The following is a 20,264-nucleotide window of genomic DNA, read 5'->3' as shown; positions in this document are numbered from 1 at the left end:
CGCTGGCGTCAGCGGTGCGCGAACAGGGGCTGTGCGCCCATTGACTTGGCGAGGTGATCGCCAAAGGCCTCGCTGATCGGCGGCAGCGTGCGACCTGCCTTCTTGATGATGGTGATCGCGCGTGAGAAATCCGCGACGTCGATCTGCCGCGAGCACAGGTCCGGCTCCGCGCCGATCTCGCGTGCGGAGCCTGGCAGGATGGTGATGCCGAGTCCCGCGCGCACCATGGCGATGGCGGTCATCATATAGGTCGCCTCGCAGGTGGGCTGCGCGATGTGTCCCGCGGTCAGGAAGGCGCCGTCGACGATGGCGCGGACGCTGGTCGCGGGATCCATCAGGACCAGCGGATATTTCATCAGTTCGTCGATGGTGACCTTGCGAATACTGCCGATCGGGTGCTTCGCCGGAAACACCACGTGCATGCGGTCGCGCACCTCAAGCAGCACTTCCACGTCGTGACCGTTGACGCTGCCGCCCATGATGCCGAGATCAACCTCTTCCGAGTGGACGAGGTCGAGCACGCGGTTGGCAATCACGTCCTTCAACACGAAGGAGGCGCCGGGCTGCGATTCACGAAACGATTTGATGGCTTCGGGCAAGGCGCCGGCGGCGACGGAGGGAAGTGCCGCGATCCGCACCACGCCGCGGCGCTTGGCCGCGATATCGCGGGTGTTCACGACGACCGCATCGAGATCCCGGATCATGCGCTGAAACACCGGCAGCAACTCGCGGCCCATGCGCGTGAGTTCGACGGAGCGGGTGTTGCGGTCGAACAGTTTCACCTCGAGCGTTTCTTCAAGGCGCCGGATCTGAACCGTCAATGTCGGCTGCGCCAGATGCAGCATCTCCGCGGCGCGGGTGAAGCTGCCGGCTTGGGCGACGACGACGAAGGAGCGGATTTGACGGAGATTCACATCCATAGCGAATATCTATCAATGGGATAGAATTTATTCAATTGAATAGGGGCGTCGTTCTGGCTTCAATGATCCAAAGCGACATGCTCGTCATCGCCTTTTCAGGCCCGCGACATGTTCGAAAATGAGATGGGGAGAGGACATGCAGCCATCGCGCTTTGCGCGATGTGACTGCGCGTAAGTCTGACCCAGGGAGAACTGCACGTGCGCACCATCAGGATCGGATCCGGCGCCGGCTATTCGGGTGACCGGATCGAACCGGCGATCGAACTCGCCGAAAGCGGCGACCTCGATTATCTCGTCTTCGAGTGTCTTGCCGAACGTACCATCGCGCTGGCCCAACAGGACCGGTTGAAGGACCCGCAAGGCGGCTTCGATCCGCTGCTCGCCGATCGCATGAAGGCGGTGCTCCCAATCTGCAGGAAGAATGGCGTCAAGATCGTCACCAATATGGGTGCAGCGAATCCCGTCGCTGCGGCCCAGGCAACGCGTGACATCGCGAGGGCGCTCGGTCTGACAGGACTCAAGGTCGCGGCCGTGACCGGTGACGATGTGCTGGACCAGGCGCGCATGTCCGACGTTGCGCTGGACGAGGGCGGCTCCGTCAAGGCGCTCGGCAATCGCGTGATCTCGGCCAATGCCTATACAGGTGCTGCACCGATTTCTGAAGCGCTGGCCGGCGGCGCGGATGTCGTCATCACCGGCCGCGCGGCGGATCCGGCGCTGTTTCTCGGGCCGTTGGTGCACGAATTCGGCTGGGCGATGGACGACTGGGACCTGCTGGGCAAGGGCACTATGGTCGGCCATCTGCTGGAATGCGCTGGCCAGATCACGGGCGGCTATTTCGCGGATCCGGGCGTCAAGGACGTCCAGGGCCTCGCGCGGCTCGGCTTTCCCATCGGCGAGGTGCGCGAGGATGGCGATCTTGTCGTTACCAAAGTCGCGGGCTCCGGCGGCCAGATCACGCGCGCGACGGTGACGGAGCAGTTGCTCTACGAAATCCACGATCCGACCCGCTACTATCAACCGGACGTCGTTGCTGACTTTTCGCAGGTCCGCGTCGAGGAAACTGGGCCAGATCGTGTCCACGTTACTGGCGGCAGCGGCACGCCCAAGACAGGCCTGCTGAAGACCTCGGTCGGCTATCTCGACAGCTATATAGGCGAGGGCGAAATCTCCTACGCCGGCGCCAATGCCGCCGCGCGCGGTCGTCTCGCGCTGGATATCGTGCGTGAACGTCTCGCGCTCACCGGTGTGAAGATGACGGAAAGCCGGTTCGATCTGATCGGTGTCAACGCGCTGCATGGCGACACCTTGGCCGAAGGTCACGAACCCTATGAAGTTCGTGTTCGCGTCGCTGCGCGCACGGACACGCTCGCGGAAGCGATAAAGATCGGCAACGAAGTCGAGACGCTCTACACCAACGGCCCGGCCGGCGGCGGTGGCGCGTGGAAATCGGCGCGGGAAATCGTTGGCGTCGCCTCGGCGCTGTTGCCCGACAGTGTCGTGACGTCATCAGTCACATTCATGGAGGCATGACCATGAAGCTCCATGAAATTGCGCATTCACGCAGCGGCGACAAGGGCGACACGTCCAATGTTTCCGTCATCGCTTTCGACATGGGGGACTTCGCATTTCTGGCGGAGCATGTGACGGCCGATTGCGTCGCGGAGCATTTCGGCGACACCATCACTGGCACCGTCGCGCGCTATGAGATACCGGCGCTTGGCGCCCTGAACTTCGTGCTGACGGGTGCGCTTGGCGGCGGCGTAGTGAGGTCGCTCGCGCTGGATACGCACGGAAAATCATTGAGCTCTGCGCTACTTGAATTCGAGCTGCCGGACATAGGAGCGTCATCCGGCTCGTCATGATCTTCGTCACAACAGGACGATGATACTTTCATACCAAAAAACCAAAAACAGGGAGGACAATTAATGAAGCGACGTACATTTCTGGCCGGGCTAGGTGCGACCGGCGTTAGCGCTGCCGTTTTTTCGCCTGCGGTTGTTCACGCCGCGGCGGATACGCCGCTGAAATTCGGTGTGCTCACCGACATGACCGGCCTGTTCGCTGATAACGGCGGTGCGGGATCGGTCGCTGCGGCACAGCTCGCCATCGATGAATGCGGCGGCAAGGCGCTCGGCAAGTCGATCCAGCTAATCTCCGCCGACCATCTCAACAAGCCCGACGTCGGTGGCAATATTGCGCGCCAGTGGTACGATCAGGAAGGCGTCGATGTCATTCTCGACGTGCCGGTGTCGTCGGTCTGTATCGCGGTGCAGACCTTCGCCAAGGAGCGCAACAAGATGTTCATCACATCCGCTGGCGGCTCGGCGGATCTGAGTGGAAAATTCTGTTCGCCGAACTTCATCCAGTGGACTTACAACACCTATGCGCTCGCCAATGTCGGCGGCAAGGCATTGCTGAAGCAAGGCAATGATACCTGGTTTTTCATCGCAGCCGACTATGCTTTCGGTCATGCGCTCGAGCGCGACGTGACGGAGGTCGTGACCAAGGGCGGCGGCAAGTCGCTCGGCCACGCATTGCACCCGATCAACACCGCCGATTTCTCCTCGCAGCTACTGACCGCCAAATCGTCGGGCGCGAAGGTGATCGCCGTCGCCAATGCCGGCAGTGATACGCAGAACGTGATCAAGCAGGCCGAGGAATTTGGCCTGCTGAGCGGTGGCCAGAAAATGATCGCGCTCCTGATCGATGTGAATGACATCCGCAGCGTCGGCCTGAAGAGCGCGCAGGGCCTGCTGGTGACGTCCGGCTTCTACTGGAATATGGACGATCGTACGCGTGAATTTGCCAAGCGTTATGCGGCCAAGATGGGCAAGCCGCCGAGCATGATGCAGGCCGGCGTCTATTCATCGACGCTGAACTACATCAAGTCTGTGGAAGCAGCGAATACAAAGGATCCAGCCACGGTGATGAAGGACCTGCAGGGCCGCACCTTCAACGACGCCTTCCTCCGCAACGGCAAGCTGCGCCCGGACAATCTGATGGTCCACGACATGTACCTCGCCGAGGTGAAGAAGCAGAGCGAGGTCAGCGACCCCTATGACGTGTTCAAGATCCTCGCGACCGTGACCAGCGAGGAAGCCTTCTCGCCGCTTTCCGCAAGCGCATGCCCGATGGTGATGAGCAAGAAGTAAACCTAGTAGATAGGTCTTTGCATTGATCGTCGCGGGCAAAGATGCCTTTGTCCGCGATTTTTCCGGAGGGTGAGTGAGGCTTACCTATCACACAAGAAGAATGCGGAATGCAGCTGGCATCACCACAGCTACCGGTATTGTCCAACGACGTCCAAATTGAATGCCCTCGGCCAGCTTCGCCCAACCAATAAGCGGAGTGCAGGGCTGAGTAGGAACAAGGGGAGGGCCGTGGTTGGAACTTGGGTACTGAGTTGAGGTGATAAATGAAGCCACCGAACGTCAGCCACGAACTGCCGCTGAATCATGGTCTTTTCGGCTAGGCGTTGAACCACGGGCAGCTCCCGGCGCATCGCTGACATGTGGGCGAGCTTGTAACTGACGGCTATCGCGGGACCGGCGGCGGCTGGGTCGAACGGCGCACGACGAGCAGGGGAGCCGTCACCACGTGAGACACTTCTCCATGGACGTCCTTGATCAGTTTAAGCAGGAGTTCGCCGGTCTGTTCACCCATCTCGCGGTGGCTGATGCGGATTGTGGAGAGCGGTGGGTCCACCAGGTCGACTAGCGGCATGTCGTTGTGACCGATCACCGATAGATCTTCCGGACATCGCCTGCCCATTTCTCTCAAGGCCTCGTAAACGCCGAGCGCGAGAAGATCGTTCGCCGCGACGACTGCGGTCGCCTGAGGTCGTCGTGCAAGCAATCGAAGCGCGGCAGCGTGTCCGCCGGTTCTCGTGAATGCTTCGGCTTCTTCAATATCATCGTCGACCGGCGCAAGGCCTGCAGCGCTCATGGCTTCCACGAATCCGCGGCGTCGGAGCGAACCGGTCGATATCGTCTGCGGACCGGCGAGGTGGAGGATATGGCGGTGTCCGAGTTCAAGAAGATGCGCGACGGCCAGGCGCATCCCGGCCACATCGTCCGAAACCACCGAAGGCACACGCGCCTCCGCTTCCGCGCGATTGACCAGCACGACGGGAACCTGCCAGCTCACGCAGCGCTCGACCGTGTCGTCATGAAGCGCGACATTTGCCAGCACAAGACCATCCACACGGCGCGCCACGAGCCGTTGAATGATGTCGCTGTCGCCTGACCTTTGCGGTTGCGGATCGGCAACGATCAGTGCGTAACCCCGCTCTGATAGAACGCTTTCGAGCCCGCTGATGATCGGCGAGAAGACAGGATTCGCAATGTCCGGGACAATGATGCCGACCAGGTTGGAGCGCCCGCTCCGAAGACTCGCGGCGACCGTATCGGGGTGATAGCCTAAGCGTTCCGCCGCTTCCAGGATCCGCCGTACGACCGGTTCTCCGATCCGGCCGCGCCGGGCTGGGTCGAGCGCCCGCGACACGGTGGATGGGTGCACTCCCACCTCGCGCGCAACGTCCTTGATCGTCGTGATTCCAGCCACAGCTTCAATTTAGTCGTTGATATTGACGAGCGCAATCGATTGCGCTAACTGTGCAATCGATTGCGCATGTCGTTGACTGTGAGATCGCAATGTTGAGGAAGCGGCTATGATCATTACCCGCCAAGAAGATGTTACCGGGGCCGTGCTCGACGCGATGAGCGGCGCGCCCAATGAGCGACTGCGCACGGTCATGGGCGCCTTCGTTCGCCATCTCCACGACTTTGCGCGCGAGGTCCGACTGACCGAGGCAGAGTTCGAGTTCGCCATCGATTTTCTGAATCGCATCGGCCAGGCGACGAATGACACTCACAATGAGGGCGTGCTGTTCAGCGATGCAGTCGGGCTTTCGACTTTGGTCTGTCTTCTGAACAATGGCCAGGACGGTGCGACCGAGACCGCAGCAGCGTTGCTGGGGCCATTCTGGCGGGCGAACGCTCCGCGCGTGGAGAATGGTGCCTCGATCCTGCGTTCGCCGACGCCCGGTGCACCACTGTTCGTCGATTGCCGCATCACTGATGCGCAGGGAGCACCGCTCTCGGGTGTCCGCGTCGACGTCTGGCAGGCGTCGCCATCCGGCATGTATGAAAACCAGGACGCCGGTCAGGCCGACATGAATCTACGTGGCGTTTTCGAGACCGATGCCGAGGGTCGTTTCGCCTTCCGCTCGGTCAAGCCTGCTGGCTATCCAGTGCCGACCCACGGTCCGACCGGCGAAATGCTGGCCGCGCAGCGCCGGCATCCATTCCGGCCGGCGCATCTGCATGTGCTTGCTTTCAAGCCGGGATTCAAAACGCTGATCACGCAGATCTTCGTTGATGACGATAAGCATCTGGAGAGCGACGTCGTGTTCGGCGTGACGCGCGCGCTGATCGGCGATTTCAAGAAGGGTGAAGGCGTGCTGCCCGCACCGGACGTCAACGGTGAATGGTTCAGCCTGTCCTACACTTTCGTGATGGAGCCCGGCGAGGCCGCGCTCCCGCAACCTCCCATCAAGTGAGTTGACGATGCTGAATGTTCTCGCGGGTAAGGTTGCAGTGGTGATCGGCGGCTCGGGTGGCATCGGCGCCGCTGCCGCACAGGCCTTCGCAGCGGAAGGCGCCAGTGTTGTCGTGACCTGGCGCTCCGATGAAGCTGCGGCGAATGCACTGCTAACGAATCTTCCGGGTGAGGGGCATTTCGCCCGTCGTGCTGTTGTCGAGGACACTGCGACGCTGACTGTACTCGCCACAGAGGTCGAGCGGGCCTTCGGGCGCTGCGATATCCTGGTCAACAGCGCTGGCTATACAAAGCCCATTCCGATCAGCGACCTGGATGCGCTGACTGACGATTTCATCGACGACATGTTCAAGGTTAACTGGCGTGGCCAGTTTGCCGCTATCCGTGCCTTCGCGCCGCTGCTCAAGGCCGGCGGAGATGGGCTCGTTGTCAACGTATCCTCGATCGCGGGATTGAATGGCGTTGGCTCCAACCTCGCTTATGCAGCGATCAAGGCCGGCATCGACACCATGACCAAGTCGCTCGCGCGGGCGCTGGCACCCGCGGTGCGCGTGATGGCGGTGTCGCCTGGTGTGGTGGCCACCGACTTTGTGCCGGGCCGCGATGCGGCCGCGCTTGAAAAGGTCGCAGGGACCATTCCGCTCAGGCGCGTCGCGACGGCCGAGGATGTCGGCCGTGCGATCGCGGCCTGCGCCACCCACCTGACCTATTCTACCGGCTCGCTGATCGTCGTCGACGGCGGTCGGGCGTTGTAAGGAGAGATTGATGCGCCCGATGCTCGACAAGATCGTTGTCACTTGCGCCGTTACTGGCAATCTGACGCGGCCGGACCAGACCCCGCATCTGCCCATCGCGCCGGAAGAAATCGCCGACGCCTGCCTCGGTGCCGCAGAAGCCGGCGCGGCAGTCGCGCATATCCACGTGCGCGAGCCCGGAACCGGCGCGCCGTCGATGAAGCTCGAATATTATCAAGACGTCGTGGCGCGTATTCGCGCGCGCAATCGCAACCTGATCCTGAATATCACCACCGGTCCTGGCGGTCGCTTCGTGCCTTCGCAGGACGATCCCAAGGTCGCCGCCGCCGGCACCACGCTGATGAACCCGGAAGAACGCGTAGCCCATATCACGGCGCTGAAGCCCGACATCTGCACGCTCGATCTCAACACCATGAATTCCGGCGGGCAGGTGGTGATCAACACGCCCGGCAATGTGCGCCGTATGGCGAAGGTCATCCGCGAGGCCGGCGTGAAACCCGAGATCGAACTGTTCGATTCCGGCGATATCGCGCTGCTGCACGATCTCCTCGCCGACGGCACGCTCAGCGGCCGGGCGCTCACCTCCTTCGTGATGGGCGTGAAATACGGCTTCCAGCCCTCGCCGGAAACGGTGTTATATGCGCGCGGCCTGCTGCCGCGGGATGCGCATTTCACGGCCATCGGCATCGGCCGCTCCACATTTCCCATGGTGGCGCAATCGGTGCTCGCCGGCGGTCATGCCCGCACCGGTCTAGAAGATGCGGTGATGCTCGGCCGCGGCGTGTTGGCGTCGTCGAACGCTGTGATGGTGGACAAGGCACGCCGCATCATCGAGGAACTCGGCGCGCAGATCGCGACGCCTGCTGAGGCGCGTGCACTGTTTGATTTGCCGGGCGCTGCATAACACTGCATTCGAGGACTGAAATGACTGCAGCCGCCAAGACTTCCTCCAGCGTCACCGCAACATGCCTGCGGGTCGCCGCCAAGGCTGATCGCATCGAGAATGTAGCGCTCGGCATCGAGCAACGCACACTGGCCTGCGTCAGGCCAGGCGATGCGCTGGTCGAGATCAAGGCCGCTGCGATCAATCCGTCGGACGCCAAGGCGACGCTCGGTCTGATGCCGCATGCGGTCTTTCCCCGCACGCCTGGCCGCGACTTCGCCGGCGTTGTGATCGACGGTCCGGCCGAACTGATCGGCAAGGAAGTGTTCGGCTCGTCGGGTCAACTCGGGATCGGCCGCGACGGCACCCATGCTACGCACCTGGTCGTCGAAGCGTCTGCGCTGGTCGAGAAGCCGGCAAACATCAGCCTCGCGGAGGCGGCTGGCATCGGCGTGCCCTTCGTCACCGCGCAGGAAGGCTTTCGCCGCAGCGGCATGTCGAAACCCGGCGAGACAGTCTTGATCCTTGGCCTGAACGGTAAGGTCGGTCAGGCGGTGACGCAGATCGCATCATGGCAGGGCGCCCGCGTGATCGGCGTCGTCCGCAAGGACGAGCCATATGCCGGCCATGCCCATGGCGAGGTGACGGTCATCGACTCCAGCCGCAATGATGTCGCCGCGACGGTGCGCGAACTCACCGGCGGCAAGGGCGCGGACATTGTCTACAACACCGTCGGTGAGCCATATTACGACGCTGGCACGAAGTCGCTCGCGCATCTCGGCCGCCAGATATTCATTGCCTCAACCAAGGCCACCGTGCCGTTCGACATCTTCGCCTTCTATCGCGGCAAGCACACCTTCTTCGGTGTCGACTCGCTGTCGCTGTCATCGCCGGAAGCCGGCGAGATCCTGCGTGAGCTGGTGCCGGGTTTCGCCAGCGGCGCGTTGAAGCCGTTTCCGATCAAGCCGGACGCGATCTACCCGCTGCAGCGCGCTGCAGAGGCCTATGTCGCCGTGCTCGGCTCTTCGCGCGACCGTCTCGTTTTTCAACCGAACGGGTGAAGCCATGCATGTCGTCCGCCTGAACGATGCTCCTCGCTACGAAGCCCCTGGCCACAATGACATGCGGATGTTCCGCCTGCAGGGCCGCGACGCAGGGCCAGGCGATGTGATGTGGCTCGGCATGAGCCAGATTCTGCCGGGTGGCGGTATCACGCCCTCGGCCTCGCCGGAGGAGAAGTTCTATGTCGTCCTCGAAGGCGAGGTGACTTTCGAGACGCCGGATGGCACCGCCACCCTCGGCATCTGGGATTCCTGCCGCATCGCGCCCAACGAGACGCGCGCGCTGCGCAACGAGACGAAACGACCGGCGGTGGTCTTGCTTGCAATGCCGCTGCCCAACACCGCCAGAGGCTGAAAGCCCGGCACTTGGTTCTTAAAGGGAGAAAATGATGGATCGCCGACACTTCATGATCGGATCCGGCCTCGCCGCGACTGCGGCGCTGATGGGCAGTGGAGCCTTTGCACAGACTTATCCGAGCCAGCTCGTGCGTATTATCGTGCCGTTTTCGGGGGGCAGCCTCACCGACATTCTTGCCCGTTCGGTAGCCGAGAAGCTTGCTGCGAAGTGGAAGCAGCAGGTCATCGTCGAGAACAGGCCCGGCATCGCCGGTGTCAGCAGTCTCGCCAAAGGCCCGACCGATGGCTCGCAGATCATGCTGACCTCGAACGGGCATAGCGTGATCGGCGTGGTCAACAAGAACCTCAACTTCGATCCGATCAAGGATTTCGCTGCGATCAGCCGTGTCGGATCGACGCCCTCCATCCTGATCGTGCCGCCGGATGCGCCGTTCAAGACGCTGGCCGAACTGATCGCCGCGGCGAAGGCCAAGCCGGATTCGCTGAGCTACAGTTCTGCCGGCGTCGGTAGTTCCACCGGTATCGCCGCTGAACTATTCAGGCATCTCACGCAGACGAAGATGGTGCTGATCCCGCATCGCGGACTGCCGGAATCCCAGATCAGCATTATGCGCGGCGACACCTCGGTTGCCTTTACTTTCTTCGGCGTCGGCGGCGACTTGATCCAGTCGGGAAAATTGCGTGCACTGGCAGTCACCGGCAAGAGCCGCATGGCGCAACTGCCTGACGTGCCGACCTTCGTCGAGGCAGGGCTCCCCGAATTCACCTACGATAGCTGGTTCGGTATGCTCGCCGCCGCGGCGGTGCCGAAACCCATCGTCAGCCAGATCGCGCGCGATCTCGCCGAAGCGCTCAGCGATCCGGCCCTGATCAAGCAGTTCGCCGCGCAGGGCGCCGACATCGCCAGCTCGACGCCGGAAGCGTTCGAAGCCGAGTTGCGCAGTGATGCGGAGCGCTATGGCAAGCTCGTCGCGATGTCGACGGACGGGGTGGCCAAGTAAGAATGCGGGCCTGCAGCACGCGACGCGCCTGCAGGCTCGTTGGTGTTACTTCGCGATATAGGCGTCGGGCGTCGGGCAGGTGCGGTCCTTGTAGGGGACGAGCCAGGGCGCGTAGTTCGCCTTGGTGATGATCGCGCCCGGAATCGTGACCTGCTTCGGCGCGCTCTGGCCGCGAATGGCGTTGAGGCCCACCGCGGTGGCGACGCAGCCGATCTTGAAGCCGTCGAACTCGGCGATCGCCAGCAGGCTGCCTGCCTTCACGGCTTCGACGGCCTCGGGTACGCCATTGATCGAGACCACAGCCACGTTCTTGCGGCCGGCGGCGTTGAGCGCTTCGATGGCGCCGAGCGCGGACGCGTCAGCGGCGGAGATCACGCCGTCGATGATGCTGAACTGCTGGATCAGGTTCTCCATCGTCTGCATGCCGAGCAGGCGCTGGAAATTGGCGGGCTGCGAGGCCAGCACCTTGATGTTCGGATATTCCTTGACGGCGGCGTCGAAGCCGCGCTTGCGCTCGTCTCCCGTGGTCGAGCCCTTGACGCCTTCGAGGATCACCACATTGCCCTTGCCGCCGAGGTGGTCGAACAGGGTCTTGGCGATGTCATGGCCGAGCTTGTAATCGTCTTGCCCAACAAAAGAGAGATAAGGCGCATCGCCGCCGCGGTCGTTGTAGTTGATGATCGGCAGGCCGGATTCGATCAGGCGCTTGATCGTCGGCAGTTGCGCCTTGGCGTCGATCGGCATGAACAGCATCAGATTGGGCTTGGTCACGCCGACGTCTTCGAGCTGCGACATGCCCTCGGTGATGTTGTTCGGTTTCGTCGGCGTGTAATATTTGACTGTCGCCTTCATTTTCGCGGCCATTTGCGCCACGCCGGCGCGCACGCCCTCGAAATGAGGGTCCACCTGGTTCTTCGTGAAGGCGGCAATCGTCTCGCCATCGGCGCGCGCCGCCGAATTGAACAGGGTGCCGCAGATGACGGCGGCAAGAACGCATCGAGTAGATCTGGTGGTTCGCATGATGGCCCCTCTGGTTGTGAATGACGAGACGTGTGGTGAACTGGTGATGTCGGGTCTATCTGCTCCCTGATCGGCGTCGGCTGATGACGAGATCCGCAATGATCGCGACCAGGACGACGGCGCCGTTGACGAAGGGATGCCAGGTGGCTGCGACATTCAGCAGATTGAGGCCATTGACGATGATGGTGAGCAGGATGGCGCCGAGCACGGTACCGACGATGTTGCCGTTGCCGCCGAATAGGGATGTGCCGCCGACAAGCACGGCGGCGATAGCTGGGAGCAGCAACGGCTCGCCGATTCCGGGCTCGGCCGCATTGAGGCGGGCCAGATAGACGAGGGACGCGATGCCAGCCGTCAAGCCGCTGAGCACGTAGAGCAGCAGCCGACGACGTTCGACCGGGACGCCGGACAGAAGCGCGGTGGTCTGGTTGGCGCCCATAAAATACGTCTCGCGGCCGAAGGTCGTGCGATGCAGCAGGATGCTGCAGGCAAGACAGACCATGAGTGTGATCCAGATCGGCAGCGGAACACCGAGGAAGAAGCCGGTGCCGAAATAGCGAAAGGACATCGGCATGCCGTAGATGGTCTGCCCGGCCATGAACCAGTAGGCGATGCCCTGCGCCACCCACAGCATGCCGAAAGTCGCAAGGAAGGGCGGCAGCCGCAGGCGGTTGATCATCAGCCCGTTGGCGAAACCGATCAGTGTGCCAGCGCCGATGGCAACGGCGACGCCGTACCACGGATTGCCGGTGGTCTTGATCGCCGCTGCCGCGAGACAGGCCGACAACGTGAGATTGGCGCCGACCGACAGATCGAGTCCGCCGCCGATGATGACGAGTGTGAGGCCGGACGCGACGAGAAATAGCAGGCTCGCCTGTCGCAGCATGTTCAGGAGATTGCTCACCGAAGCGAATCCCGGATCGACTGCGGTCAATGCGCCGGCGATCAGAACGATCAGGACGACCCGGCCGAGCAGGGCCGCGGCGTCGGGCGACAAAGACGACGGGCGGATATCGAGCGTTGCCGGGACCGTCATGTCGCACGCCTCACGAATTGCTTGCGCGCCTGGTCGATCAGCAGCGCGAGGATGAGCAGGATGCCGATGCACACGACTTGTAGCGACGAGTCGATGGAAAGGATGTTGAGGCCGTTGCGCAGTACGGTTATGGCGAGCGCGCCGAGCACGGCACCGAATAGCCAGCCCTGTCCTTTCTCGAAGGAGGTGCCTCCTAGCACCACGGCGGCGATTGCTTCGAACTCCATGCCTATACCGACGGTCGGATGCGCCGAATTGGTGCGTCCGATCAACAGCACTGCGGAGAGACCGATGATCGCGCTGCCGAGTACATAAACTGCGAGGTGGACGAGATTGGCGCGAATGCCGGCGAGACGCAGCGCGTCCTTGTTGCCGCCGATGGCGATCACGTAGTTGCCGAGCCGGGTCCGATACAGCAGCAGCCACAGCGCGGCATAAAGGGCCGCGGCGATCGCGATTGGCAGCGGGATGAACCAGAGCTGCGAGCGATAGAAGATTTCAATGGCAGGCGTGAACCCGCCGACGGGATCGCCATTGGTGAGCACCAGCGCAATCCCTTGCATCAGCCCCATCGTGCCGAGCGTAACGACGAAAGCGGGCAGCGCGAGATAGGCGACCAGAACGCCATTCAGGGCACCGAAGGCGATACTCACCGCGAGCGTCGCGGTACAGGCGGCGAATACGCCCCATCCGGCGAGAAGCGCCTCGGCGACGATGACGCCGCTCAGCCCGACCAGGGCTCCGGCCGACAGGTCAAGACCTTCGGTCAGGATGATGAGCGTCATCGGCAGGGCGATCATCAGCAGTAGCGAGGTCTGCAAGCCGACATTGATGAGGTTTGTCTGGGACACGAAGCGCGGATTGACGATCGTGAACAGCGCCAGCATCAGGATCAGCAGGATGCCGGCGCCGGGGATTGCGCTAAGGAACTGGCCTATGCCGGACTTTCCCTGCAGTGAGGTCGTGACACTCACTGATGCACCGCCAGTTCGAGAATGGCTCGTTCGGTCAGTGCGTCGCCGGCGAGATGCCCGACGATGCGGTGGTCGCGCATGACATAGGCGCGGTCGCAGAGCTGGACGAGCTCCGGCAGTTCCGAACTGATGACGACGACACCGGCCCCGCCATCCACGAGTTGATCGATCAGGCGATAGATTTCGGCCTTGGCGCCGACATCGACGCCGCGCGTCGGCTCATCCAGCAGGAACAATTTGGCTCCCGCGGCCAGCCATTTCGCCAGCACGACCTTCTGCTGGTTGCCGCCGCTGAGGGTGTGGACGCTCTGGCGCGTGCTATGCGCGGCGATGCCAAGCTGTGCGATCAGCCCGTGTGTATCCCGCTCTGCTTTGGCCGGCGAGAACCAGCCGGAGGCGAAGCTGCGCCACAGCGAGGCAACCGTCGCATTGTCGCGGACATCGAGCGGGAGCGCCAAGCCCTCCTGCTTGCGATCTTCCGGGAGCAGGGCCATGCCCGCCCGCACCCGCCCGTCCAGTGTGGTCGGCGCGCGCGATCCCAACAGAGAAATCTCGCCGATTGCGATCGGATCCGCGCCGAACAGCGCGCGGACCACTTCGGTCCGACCGGATCCAACCAGGCCGGCAAGCCCCACCACTTCGCCGGCGAGAATTTCGATGGAGATGTCCGACAGTTTGGCTGTGCTTACATCCCTGGCGGACAGAACAGGCTCGCCCGGCGTGCGCGGCGTCCGTACAAGCTGCGATCCCGATGCCCGCCCGATCATCGCGCCTACCATCTCGGCCTGGCTTTTCTGATCGCGCAGCACGCTGGTCACGACGGCGCCGTCGCGCAGGATGGTGATGCGATCGCCGAGCATCTGCACTTCCTTCATCCGATGGGAGATGTAGACGATGGCGACGCGCCTCTCCGTCAGTCGCGTGATGGTTTGAAACAGGCGATCGGATTCGCGCTCGGAGATCGCGGCCGTCGGCTCGTCCATCACGAGCACCCGCGCGTTCTGTGAGAGCGCCTTGGCGATCTCCACCATCTGCTGCTGGGCCACGCCGAGGTTGGCGGCATAGGCGTGGGTGTCGTAGTCGAGCCCGAGATCGTCGAGGATGATGCGCGCGGCCGCATGCATGGCCGCGAAATCGACAAGGCCGAAGCGACTGAATGCGGCTTCGCGACCGAGAAAGATGTTCTGTGCGATGTCGAGATATGGGACCAGCGAGAATTCCTGGAAGATGACGGCGATGCCAAGCGCGCTCGCATCGGCGGGGCCGGCGACCGCGACCCGGCGGCCCTCGATCTCGATGTGACCCCGATCGGCCGCATAGGCGCCGTACAACGTCTTGATCAGCGTCGATTTTCCGGCACCATTCTGGCCGAGGATGACATGGACCTCGCCGGCATAGACGTCGAGCGATACGTTCTTGAGCGCATGCACGCCGGGAAAGGATTTATCGATACCGACCAACCGCAGCAGCGGCGCGTCGGCTTTGCGTCCGGCCATCCGTTGACCGGCTGCCATTGGGGTGTGTAGCGAGCGGTCCCCTTGCTCATTTTGAATTTCAGTGCCGTGCATCATTGTCGGCCTCGTTCGGCCCGATGACCCGGGGCCGGCGGGAGGTCACATCCGGCCTATTTCTGCACGGGAATGGCGGCGATCATGTCGAGCTCGACACGGGCGCCCTGGGTCGAGAGCTGGTTGATGCAAATGGTGGTGCTGGCCGGCGTCCAGTTGCCGAAATACTCCTTCATCACCTTCACCATGCCGTCCTGGTCCCGGATGTCGGTCAAGTACTTCGTCACCTTGACGATGTCGGTCCAGGCGAGCCCCTCGTGATCCAGGATTGACTCGATCGTCTTCATGGCGCGATGGGTCTGCTCCTCGATCGAGTTGGGATGCTCGTGCTCTTCGAGGACGTGGGGATGCTTGTGATAGAGCGGCGATGGCGTAGCTCCTGAGATGAACAGCATGCCGCAGGGAATCTCGACACGGATTGCCGGTGCGTAGGGCATGTCGGGCTTCCGCTCCGGGATCGTCTGGATTTCCTTGACGTGCGGATTGGATGGCGATGTTGCAAAGGCCGGCTTGGCTATCATGATCGTCTCCTCAATGGCGGAGGTTGGTAACCCCGTGACCCTCTCGCAGGGCGGCATCCGGCCAACCCGTCACGAAGTGTGAGATCAGACTATCTTTGAGTCAAGATAAAATATCTTTGCACGAAGATAGATGAATTTGCATCTATTCGGTGCCCCGTGCCTATATGCTGACCGCCATGACTACCGATTCGATTGATGAGATCATTGCGGGCTGGAGCCGCCGCCGGCCCGACCTCGACGCCGGCCACCTCGACGTCGTGGGCCGGATTGTCCGGCTGTCCGTGCACATGCGCAGCGCCATCGAGCCAGCGCTCGAAGAGCAGGGGTTCAATTGGGAGCTCTTCGATCTACTCCTGACAATTTACCGTCGGGAGGCCGACAGCAGCATCGGCGTTCGACCGACCGACCTCTATGCGGAATGCCTGCTGTCGTCGGGCGGGCTCACTGCGCGGTTGCGGCGCGCCGAGCAAGACGGCTTCATTGTCAGGCGCCAGGATCCTGATGACGGCCGCGGAGCGCGGATCACGCTGACGACTAAGGGCCGAAGTTCCGTTGATAAGGCGATCGCCCGACACTTCTCGCTGTCCCGTTCAGTTGACGAGACACTGACAGCCGGCGAACGTCAAACACTCACGCGACTGTTGCGAAAGCTCCTCATCTCGGTCGAGCAGCCAGATCTTTGACAAGATGTCGTTTTTTTCATGTAGGAACCGTGTGCTACCGCCGGTCGACGTCTACGGCGCATCCGGCAGCAGTGCTGCTTCATCGGCCTTGCGGGAGCGGCGACGATGTTGATCGCCGGCGGCCTCATCCCGTACGCGACCAACGTCGCGTTGTTTGTTTTCGCGATCGGCTTTCTCTTCACTATGTGTTTCGCAGCTTTGCAATCGGAGCGCTCTCGTAAGGTGAACGCGATCATAGCCGCACTACGGCTGTCTTGCACACGGTCGATCTCACCCTATCGATCAAAATGCAGGGACGAGCAGGTTGGTGATTGTGCCGGAATGTTTTACGGATGACCCATGTCGCAGCATCCGCTCTTTCGCATTATCAGCCGATTCAAGCGTGAACCCTCGCGCACCGGCTCACTGATCATCACCTTTTACGGCGACGCGATTTTGCCGCGTGGCGGATCGGTGTGGCTCGGCACATTGCTGGCATTTCTGGAGATGCTGGAGATCGACGGCGGCGTGGTGCGCACCGCGATGTCTCGGCTCGCCGCAGATGGCTGGCTCGATCGCGAGAAGGTCGGCCGCAAGAGCTTCTACACGCTGGCACCAAGCGGGCAGGAGCGTTTCGCGTCAGCCGTGGCGCATGTCTACAATCCGCAGCCCTCGGAATGGGAGGGGTTTCTCGAATTGCTCCTGATCTCCAATGGCGGGGATCGCGAGGTGTCGCGCGCGGCATTGATCGAGGCGGGGTTCGGCAATCCGATGCCGGGCGTCTGGGTCGCGCCATCCGGCACCGCCGTGCCATCGGTGGTGGCAGGTGCGATCCGGCTGGAAGTGTCGGCTAATAACGAGATGGGGCGACGCCTGATCGGGGAGGCCTGGCTGCTGCCGCGGATCGCCGACTCTTATCGGGATTTTCTGAAGACCTTCGCGCCACTCGAGGCGTGGATTACCGGCGCGGACGCACTGCCGCCAGCAGATGCGATGCTGGCGCGTATCCTGCTGATTCATCAGTACCGCCGTGTCCTGCTGCGCGACCCATTGCTGCCACCGGCGCTGCTACCGGCGGATTGGCCCGCTGCAGAGGCTCGTGCGCTGTGCGGACGGATCTACCGGGCCTTGCTCTCAGTCGCCGAGCAGTGGCTCGACCAACACGGCGCAAGCGCAGGCGGACCATTGCCAGCACCTGGCATGGAACTCGCCCGCAGGTTCTCGGACCAATAGTCTTTATGTTACAAAAATATCTTGCAGTTTTGTTTTTCTGTTATATGTTTGAGAAAACATACGGGAGGACGAGGCATGTATACGCAGGCCCTGAATGCGCCGCAGGCCGACGACCGGCACCTAGAAGACGCTGACAAATCCGCTCGTTTCGAGGTCCGCGTCGCCAATGAGGAGCGCATCGAGCCCAATGACTGGATGCCAGCCGCGTATCGTAAGACATTGACGCGGCAGATTTCCCAGCATGCGCATTCCGAAATCGTCGGCATGCTGCCGGAAGGCAACTGGATCACGCGTGCGCCGACCCTGCGTCGCAAGGCGGCCCTGCTGGCCAAGGTGCAGGACGAGTGTGGGCACGGCCTCTATCTCTATGCGGCTGCGGAAACGCTCGGCACATCGCGCGAAGAACTCGTCGACCAGATGCTCAGCGGCAAGGCGAAGTATTCGTCAATCTTCAACTATCCGACGCTGACCTGGGCCGATATCGGTGCGATCGGCTGGCTGGTCGATGGGGCCGCCATCATGAACCAGATTCCGCTGTGCCGTTGTTCCTACGGTCCCTATGCGCGCGCGATGATCCGCGTCTGCAAGGAAGAGTCGTTCCATCAGCGCCAGGGTTACGAGATCATGGTCACGCTATCGCACGGCACGGCTGACCAGAAGGCGATGGCGCAGAGTGCGCTGGATCGCTGGTGGTGGCAGTGCCTGATGATGTTTGGCCCGCCGGACGGCGAGAGCCAGCACAGCGATCAGTCGACCCGCTGGAAGATCAAACGCTTTTCCAATGACGAGTTGCGTCAGAAATTCGTCGACGCCACCGTTCCCCAGGCTGACTATCTCGGCCTCAAGATCCCAGATGCGGATCTGAGGTGGAATGCAACGACGGGCCATTGGGATTACGGCGCCATCGATTGGCAGGAATTCCAGGACGTGCTGGCCGGCAATGGTCCCTGCAATCGTGATCGCCTCGCCGCGCGCCGCAAGGCGCATGACGATGGCGCATGGGTGCGCGAGGCTGCCGTGGCCTATGCCGAGAAGCAGCGGGCGCGTCGCGCCGCTGTTGCGGCTTAACGGACAAGCAGGGAGCTGATCATGAGCACGCCGAATATCCAGCTTTGGGAAGTTTTCATCCGCAGCCGCAATGGGCTTGCACACAAGCATGTCGGATCGCTGCACGCCGCGGATGCCGCTCTGGCGATGCAGGCGGCGCGCGATATCTACACCCGCCGCGGTGAGGGGCTGTCGATCTGGATCGTCCCGTCTGACACCATCGTCGCTTCGGATCCCGCCGAAAAGGACATGATGTTCGAGCCGGCACTGTCCAAGATCTATCGGCATCCGACATTCTACGATGTGCCGGACGAAGTTGGCCACATGTGAGCAAGCGCACGCGTCATGCTCTTACAGCAACAGAATTCTTGCCAGCAGGATCACAGGCCATGGCTGCAGCTTCGATCTCGGTAACTGAGAGCCCCCCGGTGCTCTATGCGTTGCGTCGTGCCGACGACGCGCTGATCTTGGGACACCGGCTTTCGGAATGGTGCGGCCATGCGCCGATGATGGAAGAGGATATGGCGCTCGCCAATATGGGCCTTGACCTGATCGGCCAGGCGCGTGAGCTGTATAGCTACGCGGCCAAGGTCGAAGACACCGGCAATGACGAGGACAGCTACGCCTATCTGCGCGACGTCCGTCAGTATCGCAATCTCCTGCTGGTCGAGCAGCCCAACGGCGATTTCGCGCGCACCATCGTCCGGCAGTTCCTCTACTCGGTATTCGCCGATGCCTACTGGCGCGCCATGACGAATTCCAGGGATGCCACGTTGGCTGCGATCGCTGCGAAATCAGAGAAAGAGAGTGCCTATCATGTCCGGCATTCGTCCGAATGGGTGATCCGCCTTGGCGACGGCACAGCCGAGAGTCGCAAACGCGCGCAAGCCGCGATTGACGACCTCTGGTCCTTCACCGGCGAACTATTCCACACTGATGATAGCGACGCCGGATTGATCGCCGATAGGTTTGTGGTCGATCCCGAAAGCCTGCGTGCTGGTTGGACCGACGCCGTGACCGGGGTTTTGCAGACGGCGACGCTGGCCTGCCCCAGCAAGAGCTGGATGCAGAAGGGCGGGCGTTCAGGAAGCCATAGCGAGCATCTTGGTCACCTGCTCAGCGAGTTGCAGTCGCTGCAGCGCTCGTTTCCGGACGCAACGTGGTAGCCGCCGACACCAGCGACAGCGCGTTGCGCGCGCGCGCATGGGCCGCCGCGGCCGAGGTGGTCGACCCGGAAATTCCGGTCCTGACCATCGCGGACCTTGGCGTGCTGCGCGACGTATCCATTGTGGACGGACAGGTCGAAGTTGCGATCACGCCGACTTATTCGGGATGCCCGGCGATGAACATGATCGCGCTGGAAATTGAACTAGCCTTGGCGCGCGAGGGAATCTGCAACTCGAAAATCAGGACGGTGCTCTCGCCAGCCTGGACGACGGACTGGATGAGCGATGACGGTCGCCGCAAGCTGAAAGATTACGGCGTGGCGCCGCCGCAGTCCGGTGGGGGCCGCCGCGCATTGTTCGGCGAACAACAGGTGGCCTGCCCGCAATGCGGGTCGCTCGCGACCGAAGTATTGTCCGAATTCGGCTCGACGTCCTGCAAGGCGCTGTGGCGCTGCACGACGTGCCGCGAGCCGTTCGATTACTTCAAGTGTCACTAGG

General features: G+C 62.3%; 22 protein-coding genes. 15 read left to right on the top strand and 7 right to left on the bottom strand.

What is annotated here, in order from left to right:
• Positions 1 to 8: 8 nt before the first annotated feature.
• The gene (locus CIW50_RS12875; protein WP_149531659.1) at positions 9 to 920 is read right to left on the bottom strand and encodes a LysR family transcriptional regulator; all 912 of its coding nucleotides are present in this window, start codon (positions 918 to 920) and stop codon (positions 9 to 11) included.
• Between the two features lie 198 nt (positions 921 to 1,118).
• Here CIW50_RS12875 and CIW50_RS12870 point away from each other — a divergent pair, with 198 nt between their 5' ends.
• From CIW50_RS12870 to CIW50_RS12860, 3 genes are all read left to right on the top strand, one after another.
• The gene (locus tag CIW50_RS12870) at positions 1,119 to 2,453 is read left to right on the top strand and encodes an acyclic terpene utilization AtuA family protein (RefSeq protein WP_149531658.1); all 1,335 of its coding nucleotides are present in this window, start codon (positions 1,119 to 1,121) and stop codon (positions 2,451 to 2,453) included.
• Positions 2,454 to 2,455: 2 nt separating this feature from the next.
• On the top strand, positions 2,456 to 2,785 hold the full coding sequence (locus CIW50_RS12865) for an AtuA-related protein (protein WP_149531657.1): 330 nt from the start codon (positions 2,456 to 2,458) through the stop codon (positions 2,783 to 2,785).
• Between the two features lie 63 nt (positions 2,786 to 2,848).
• Positions 2,849 to 4,075, top strand: coding sequence for an ABC transporter substrate-binding protein (locus CIW50_RS12860; protein WP_149531656.1), 1,227 nt, complete (start codon positions 2,849 to 2,851; stop codon positions 4,073 to 4,075).
• Between the two features lie 382 nt (positions 4,076 to 4,457).
• On the opposite strand, the gene CIW50_RS12855 is transcribed toward CIW50_RS12860, so the two are convergent.
• On the bottom strand, positions 4,458 to 5,486 hold the full coding sequence (locus CIW50_RS12855; protein ID WP_246664256.1) for a LacI family DNA-binding transcriptional regulator: 1,029 nt from the start codon (positions 5,484 to 5,486) through the stop codon (positions 4,458 to 4,460).
• Between the two features lie 106 nt (positions 5,487 to 5,592).
• Here CIW50_RS12855 and CIW50_RS12850 point away from each other — a divergent pair, with 106 nt between their 5' ends.
• The 6 genes from CIW50_RS12850 to CIW50_RS12825 are packed head-to-tail and all read left to right on the top strand — an operon-like array spanning position 5,593 to position 10,539.
• Complete coding sequence (locus CIW50_RS12850) at positions 5,593 to 6,483, top strand: dioxygenase family protein (protein ID WP_149531655.1); 891 nt, start codon at positions 5,593 to 5,595, stop codon at positions 6,481 to 6,483.
• Positions 6,484 to 6,490: 7 nt separating this feature from the next.
• Positions 6,491 to 7,237 (top strand): SDR family NAD(P)-dependent oxidoreductase, encoded by a 747-nt coding sequence (locus CIW50_RS12845; protein ID WP_149531654.1) that lies wholly within the window; start codon positions 6,491 to 6,493, stop codon positions 7,235 to 7,237.
• A 19-nt stretch (positions 7,238 to 7,256) separates the two neighbouring features.
• Entirely contained in the window at positions 7,257 to 8,141 is an 885-nt protein-coding gene (locus CIW50_RS12840) for a beta-keto acid cleavage family enzyme (RefSeq protein ID WP_149532070.1), read from the top strand.
• Positions 8,142 to 8,161: 20 nt separating this feature from the next.
• Positions 8,162 to 9,181 (top strand): quinone oxidoreductase family protein, encoded by a 1,020-nt coding sequence (locus tag CIW50_RS12835; RefSeq protein WP_149531653.1) that lies wholly within the window; start codon positions 8,162 to 8,164, stop codon positions 9,179 to 9,181.
• A gap of 4 nt (positions 9,182 to 9,185) precedes the next feature.
• Positions 9,186 to 9,536, top strand: a complete 351-nt coding sequence (locus tag CIW50_RS12830; RefSeq protein WP_149531652.1) for a cupin domain-containing protein — start codon at positions 9,186 to 9,188, stop codon at positions 9,534 to 9,536.
• A gap of 34 nt (positions 9,537 to 9,570) precedes the next feature.
• Positions 9,571 to 10,539 carry a Bug family tripartite tricarboxylate transporter substrate binding protein gene (locus CIW50_RS12825; protein ID WP_172980311.1) on the top strand — a complete coding sequence of 323 codons (969 nt, stop codon included), beginning with the start codon at positions 9,571 to 9,573 and terminating at the stop codon, positions 10,537 to 10,539.
• Positions 10,540 to 10,584: 45 nt separating this feature from the next.
• On the opposite strand, the gene CIW50_RS12820 is transcribed toward CIW50_RS12825, so the two are convergent.
• The 5 genes from CIW50_RS12820 to CIW50_RS12800 all read right to left on the bottom strand — a co-directional run bounded on the left by CIW50_RS12820 (position 10,585) and on the right by CIW50_RS12800 (position 15,658).
• Complete coding sequence (locus tag CIW50_RS12820; RefSeq protein WP_149531650.1) at positions 10,585 to 11,559, bottom strand: sugar ABC transporter substrate-binding protein; 975 nt, start codon at positions 11,557 to 11,559, stop codon at positions 10,585 to 10,587.
• Between the two features lie 55 nt (positions 11,560 to 11,614).
• Positions 11,615 to 12,595, bottom strand: a complete 981-nt coding sequence (locus CIW50_RS12815) for an ABC transporter permease (protein ID WP_149531649.1) — start codon at positions 12,593 to 12,595, stop codon at positions 11,615 to 11,617.
• Positions 12,592 to 13,569, bottom strand: coding sequence for an ABC transporter permease (locus CIW50_RS12810; protein WP_197738367.1), 978 nt, complete (start codon positions 13,567 to 13,569; stop codon positions 12,592 to 12,594). Before CIW50_RS12810 ends, CIW50_RS12815 begins: the two co-directional genes overlap by 4 nt.
• Positions 13,566 to 15,065, bottom strand: coding sequence for a sugar ABC transporter ATP-binding protein (locus CIW50_RS12805; protein ID WP_149531648.1), 1,500 nt, complete (start codon positions 15,063 to 15,065; stop codon positions 13,566 to 13,568). Before CIW50_RS12805 ends, CIW50_RS12810 begins: the two co-directional genes overlap by 4 nt.
• A gap of 128 nt (positions 15,066 to 15,193) precedes the next feature.
• Entirely contained in the window at positions 15,194 to 15,658 is a 465-nt protein-coding gene (locus CIW50_RS12800; RefSeq protein ID WP_172980310.1) for a RidA family protein, read from the bottom strand.
• Between the two features lie 164 nt (positions 15,659 to 15,822).
• Between CIW50_RS12800 and CIW50_RS12795 the strand changes: the two genes are divergently transcribed.
• The 6 genes from CIW50_RS12795 to paaD all read left to right on the top strand — a co-directional run bounded on the left by CIW50_RS12795 (position 15,823) and on the right by paaD (position 20,263).
• A complete protein-coding gene (locus tag CIW50_RS12795; protein WP_149531646.1) occupies positions 15,823 to 16,341 on the top strand; it encodes a MarR family winged helix-turn-helix transcriptional regulator in 519 nt (172 codons plus the stop codon).
• A 339-nt stretch (positions 16,342 to 16,680) separates the two neighbouring features.
• On the top strand, positions 16,681 to 17,553 hold the full coding sequence (gene paaX / locus CIW50_RS12790; protein WP_149531645.1) for a phenylacetic acid degradation operon negative regulatory protein PaaX: 873 nt from the start codon (positions 16,681 to 16,683) through the stop codon (positions 17,551 to 17,553).
• 75 nt (positions 17,554 to 17,628) lie between these two features.
• Positions 17,629 to 18,621, top strand: coding sequence for a 1,2-phenylacetyl-CoA epoxidase subunit PaaA (paaA, locus tag CIW50_RS12785; protein ID WP_149531644.1), 993 nt, complete (start codon positions 17,629 to 17,631; stop codon positions 18,619 to 18,621).
• Between the two features lie 21 nt (positions 18,622 to 18,642).
• On the top strand, positions 18,643 to 18,930 hold the full coding sequence (paaB, locus tag CIW50_RS12780; RefSeq protein ID WP_089265549.1) for a 1,2-phenylacetyl-CoA epoxidase subunit PaaB: 288 nt from the start codon (positions 18,643 to 18,645) through the stop codon (positions 18,928 to 18,930).
• A gap of 59 nt (positions 18,931 to 18,989) precedes the next feature.
• Positions 18,990 to 19,766 (top strand): 1,2-phenylacetyl-CoA epoxidase subunit PaaC, encoded by a 777-nt coding sequence (paaC, locus tag CIW50_RS12775; RefSeq protein WP_149531643.1) that lies wholly within the window; start codon positions 18,990 to 18,992, stop codon positions 19,764 to 19,766.
• Entirely contained in the window at positions 19,760 to 20,263 is a 504-nt protein-coding gene (gene paaD / locus CIW50_RS12770) for a 1,2-phenylacetyl-CoA epoxidase subunit PaaD (protein WP_149531642.1), read from the top strand. The genes paaC and paaD overlap by 7 nt, the downstream gene beginning before the upstream one ends.
• Position 20,264: the final 1 nt, after the last annotated feature.

It is taken from the genome of Tardiphaga sp. P9-11 (assembly GCF_008329525.1).
Classification (GTDB): domain Bacteria; phylum Pseudomonadota; class Alphaproteobacteria; order Rhizobiales; family Xanthobacteraceae; genus Tardiphaga.
This window is presented reverse-complemented; position numbering and strand designations above follow the sequence as displayed.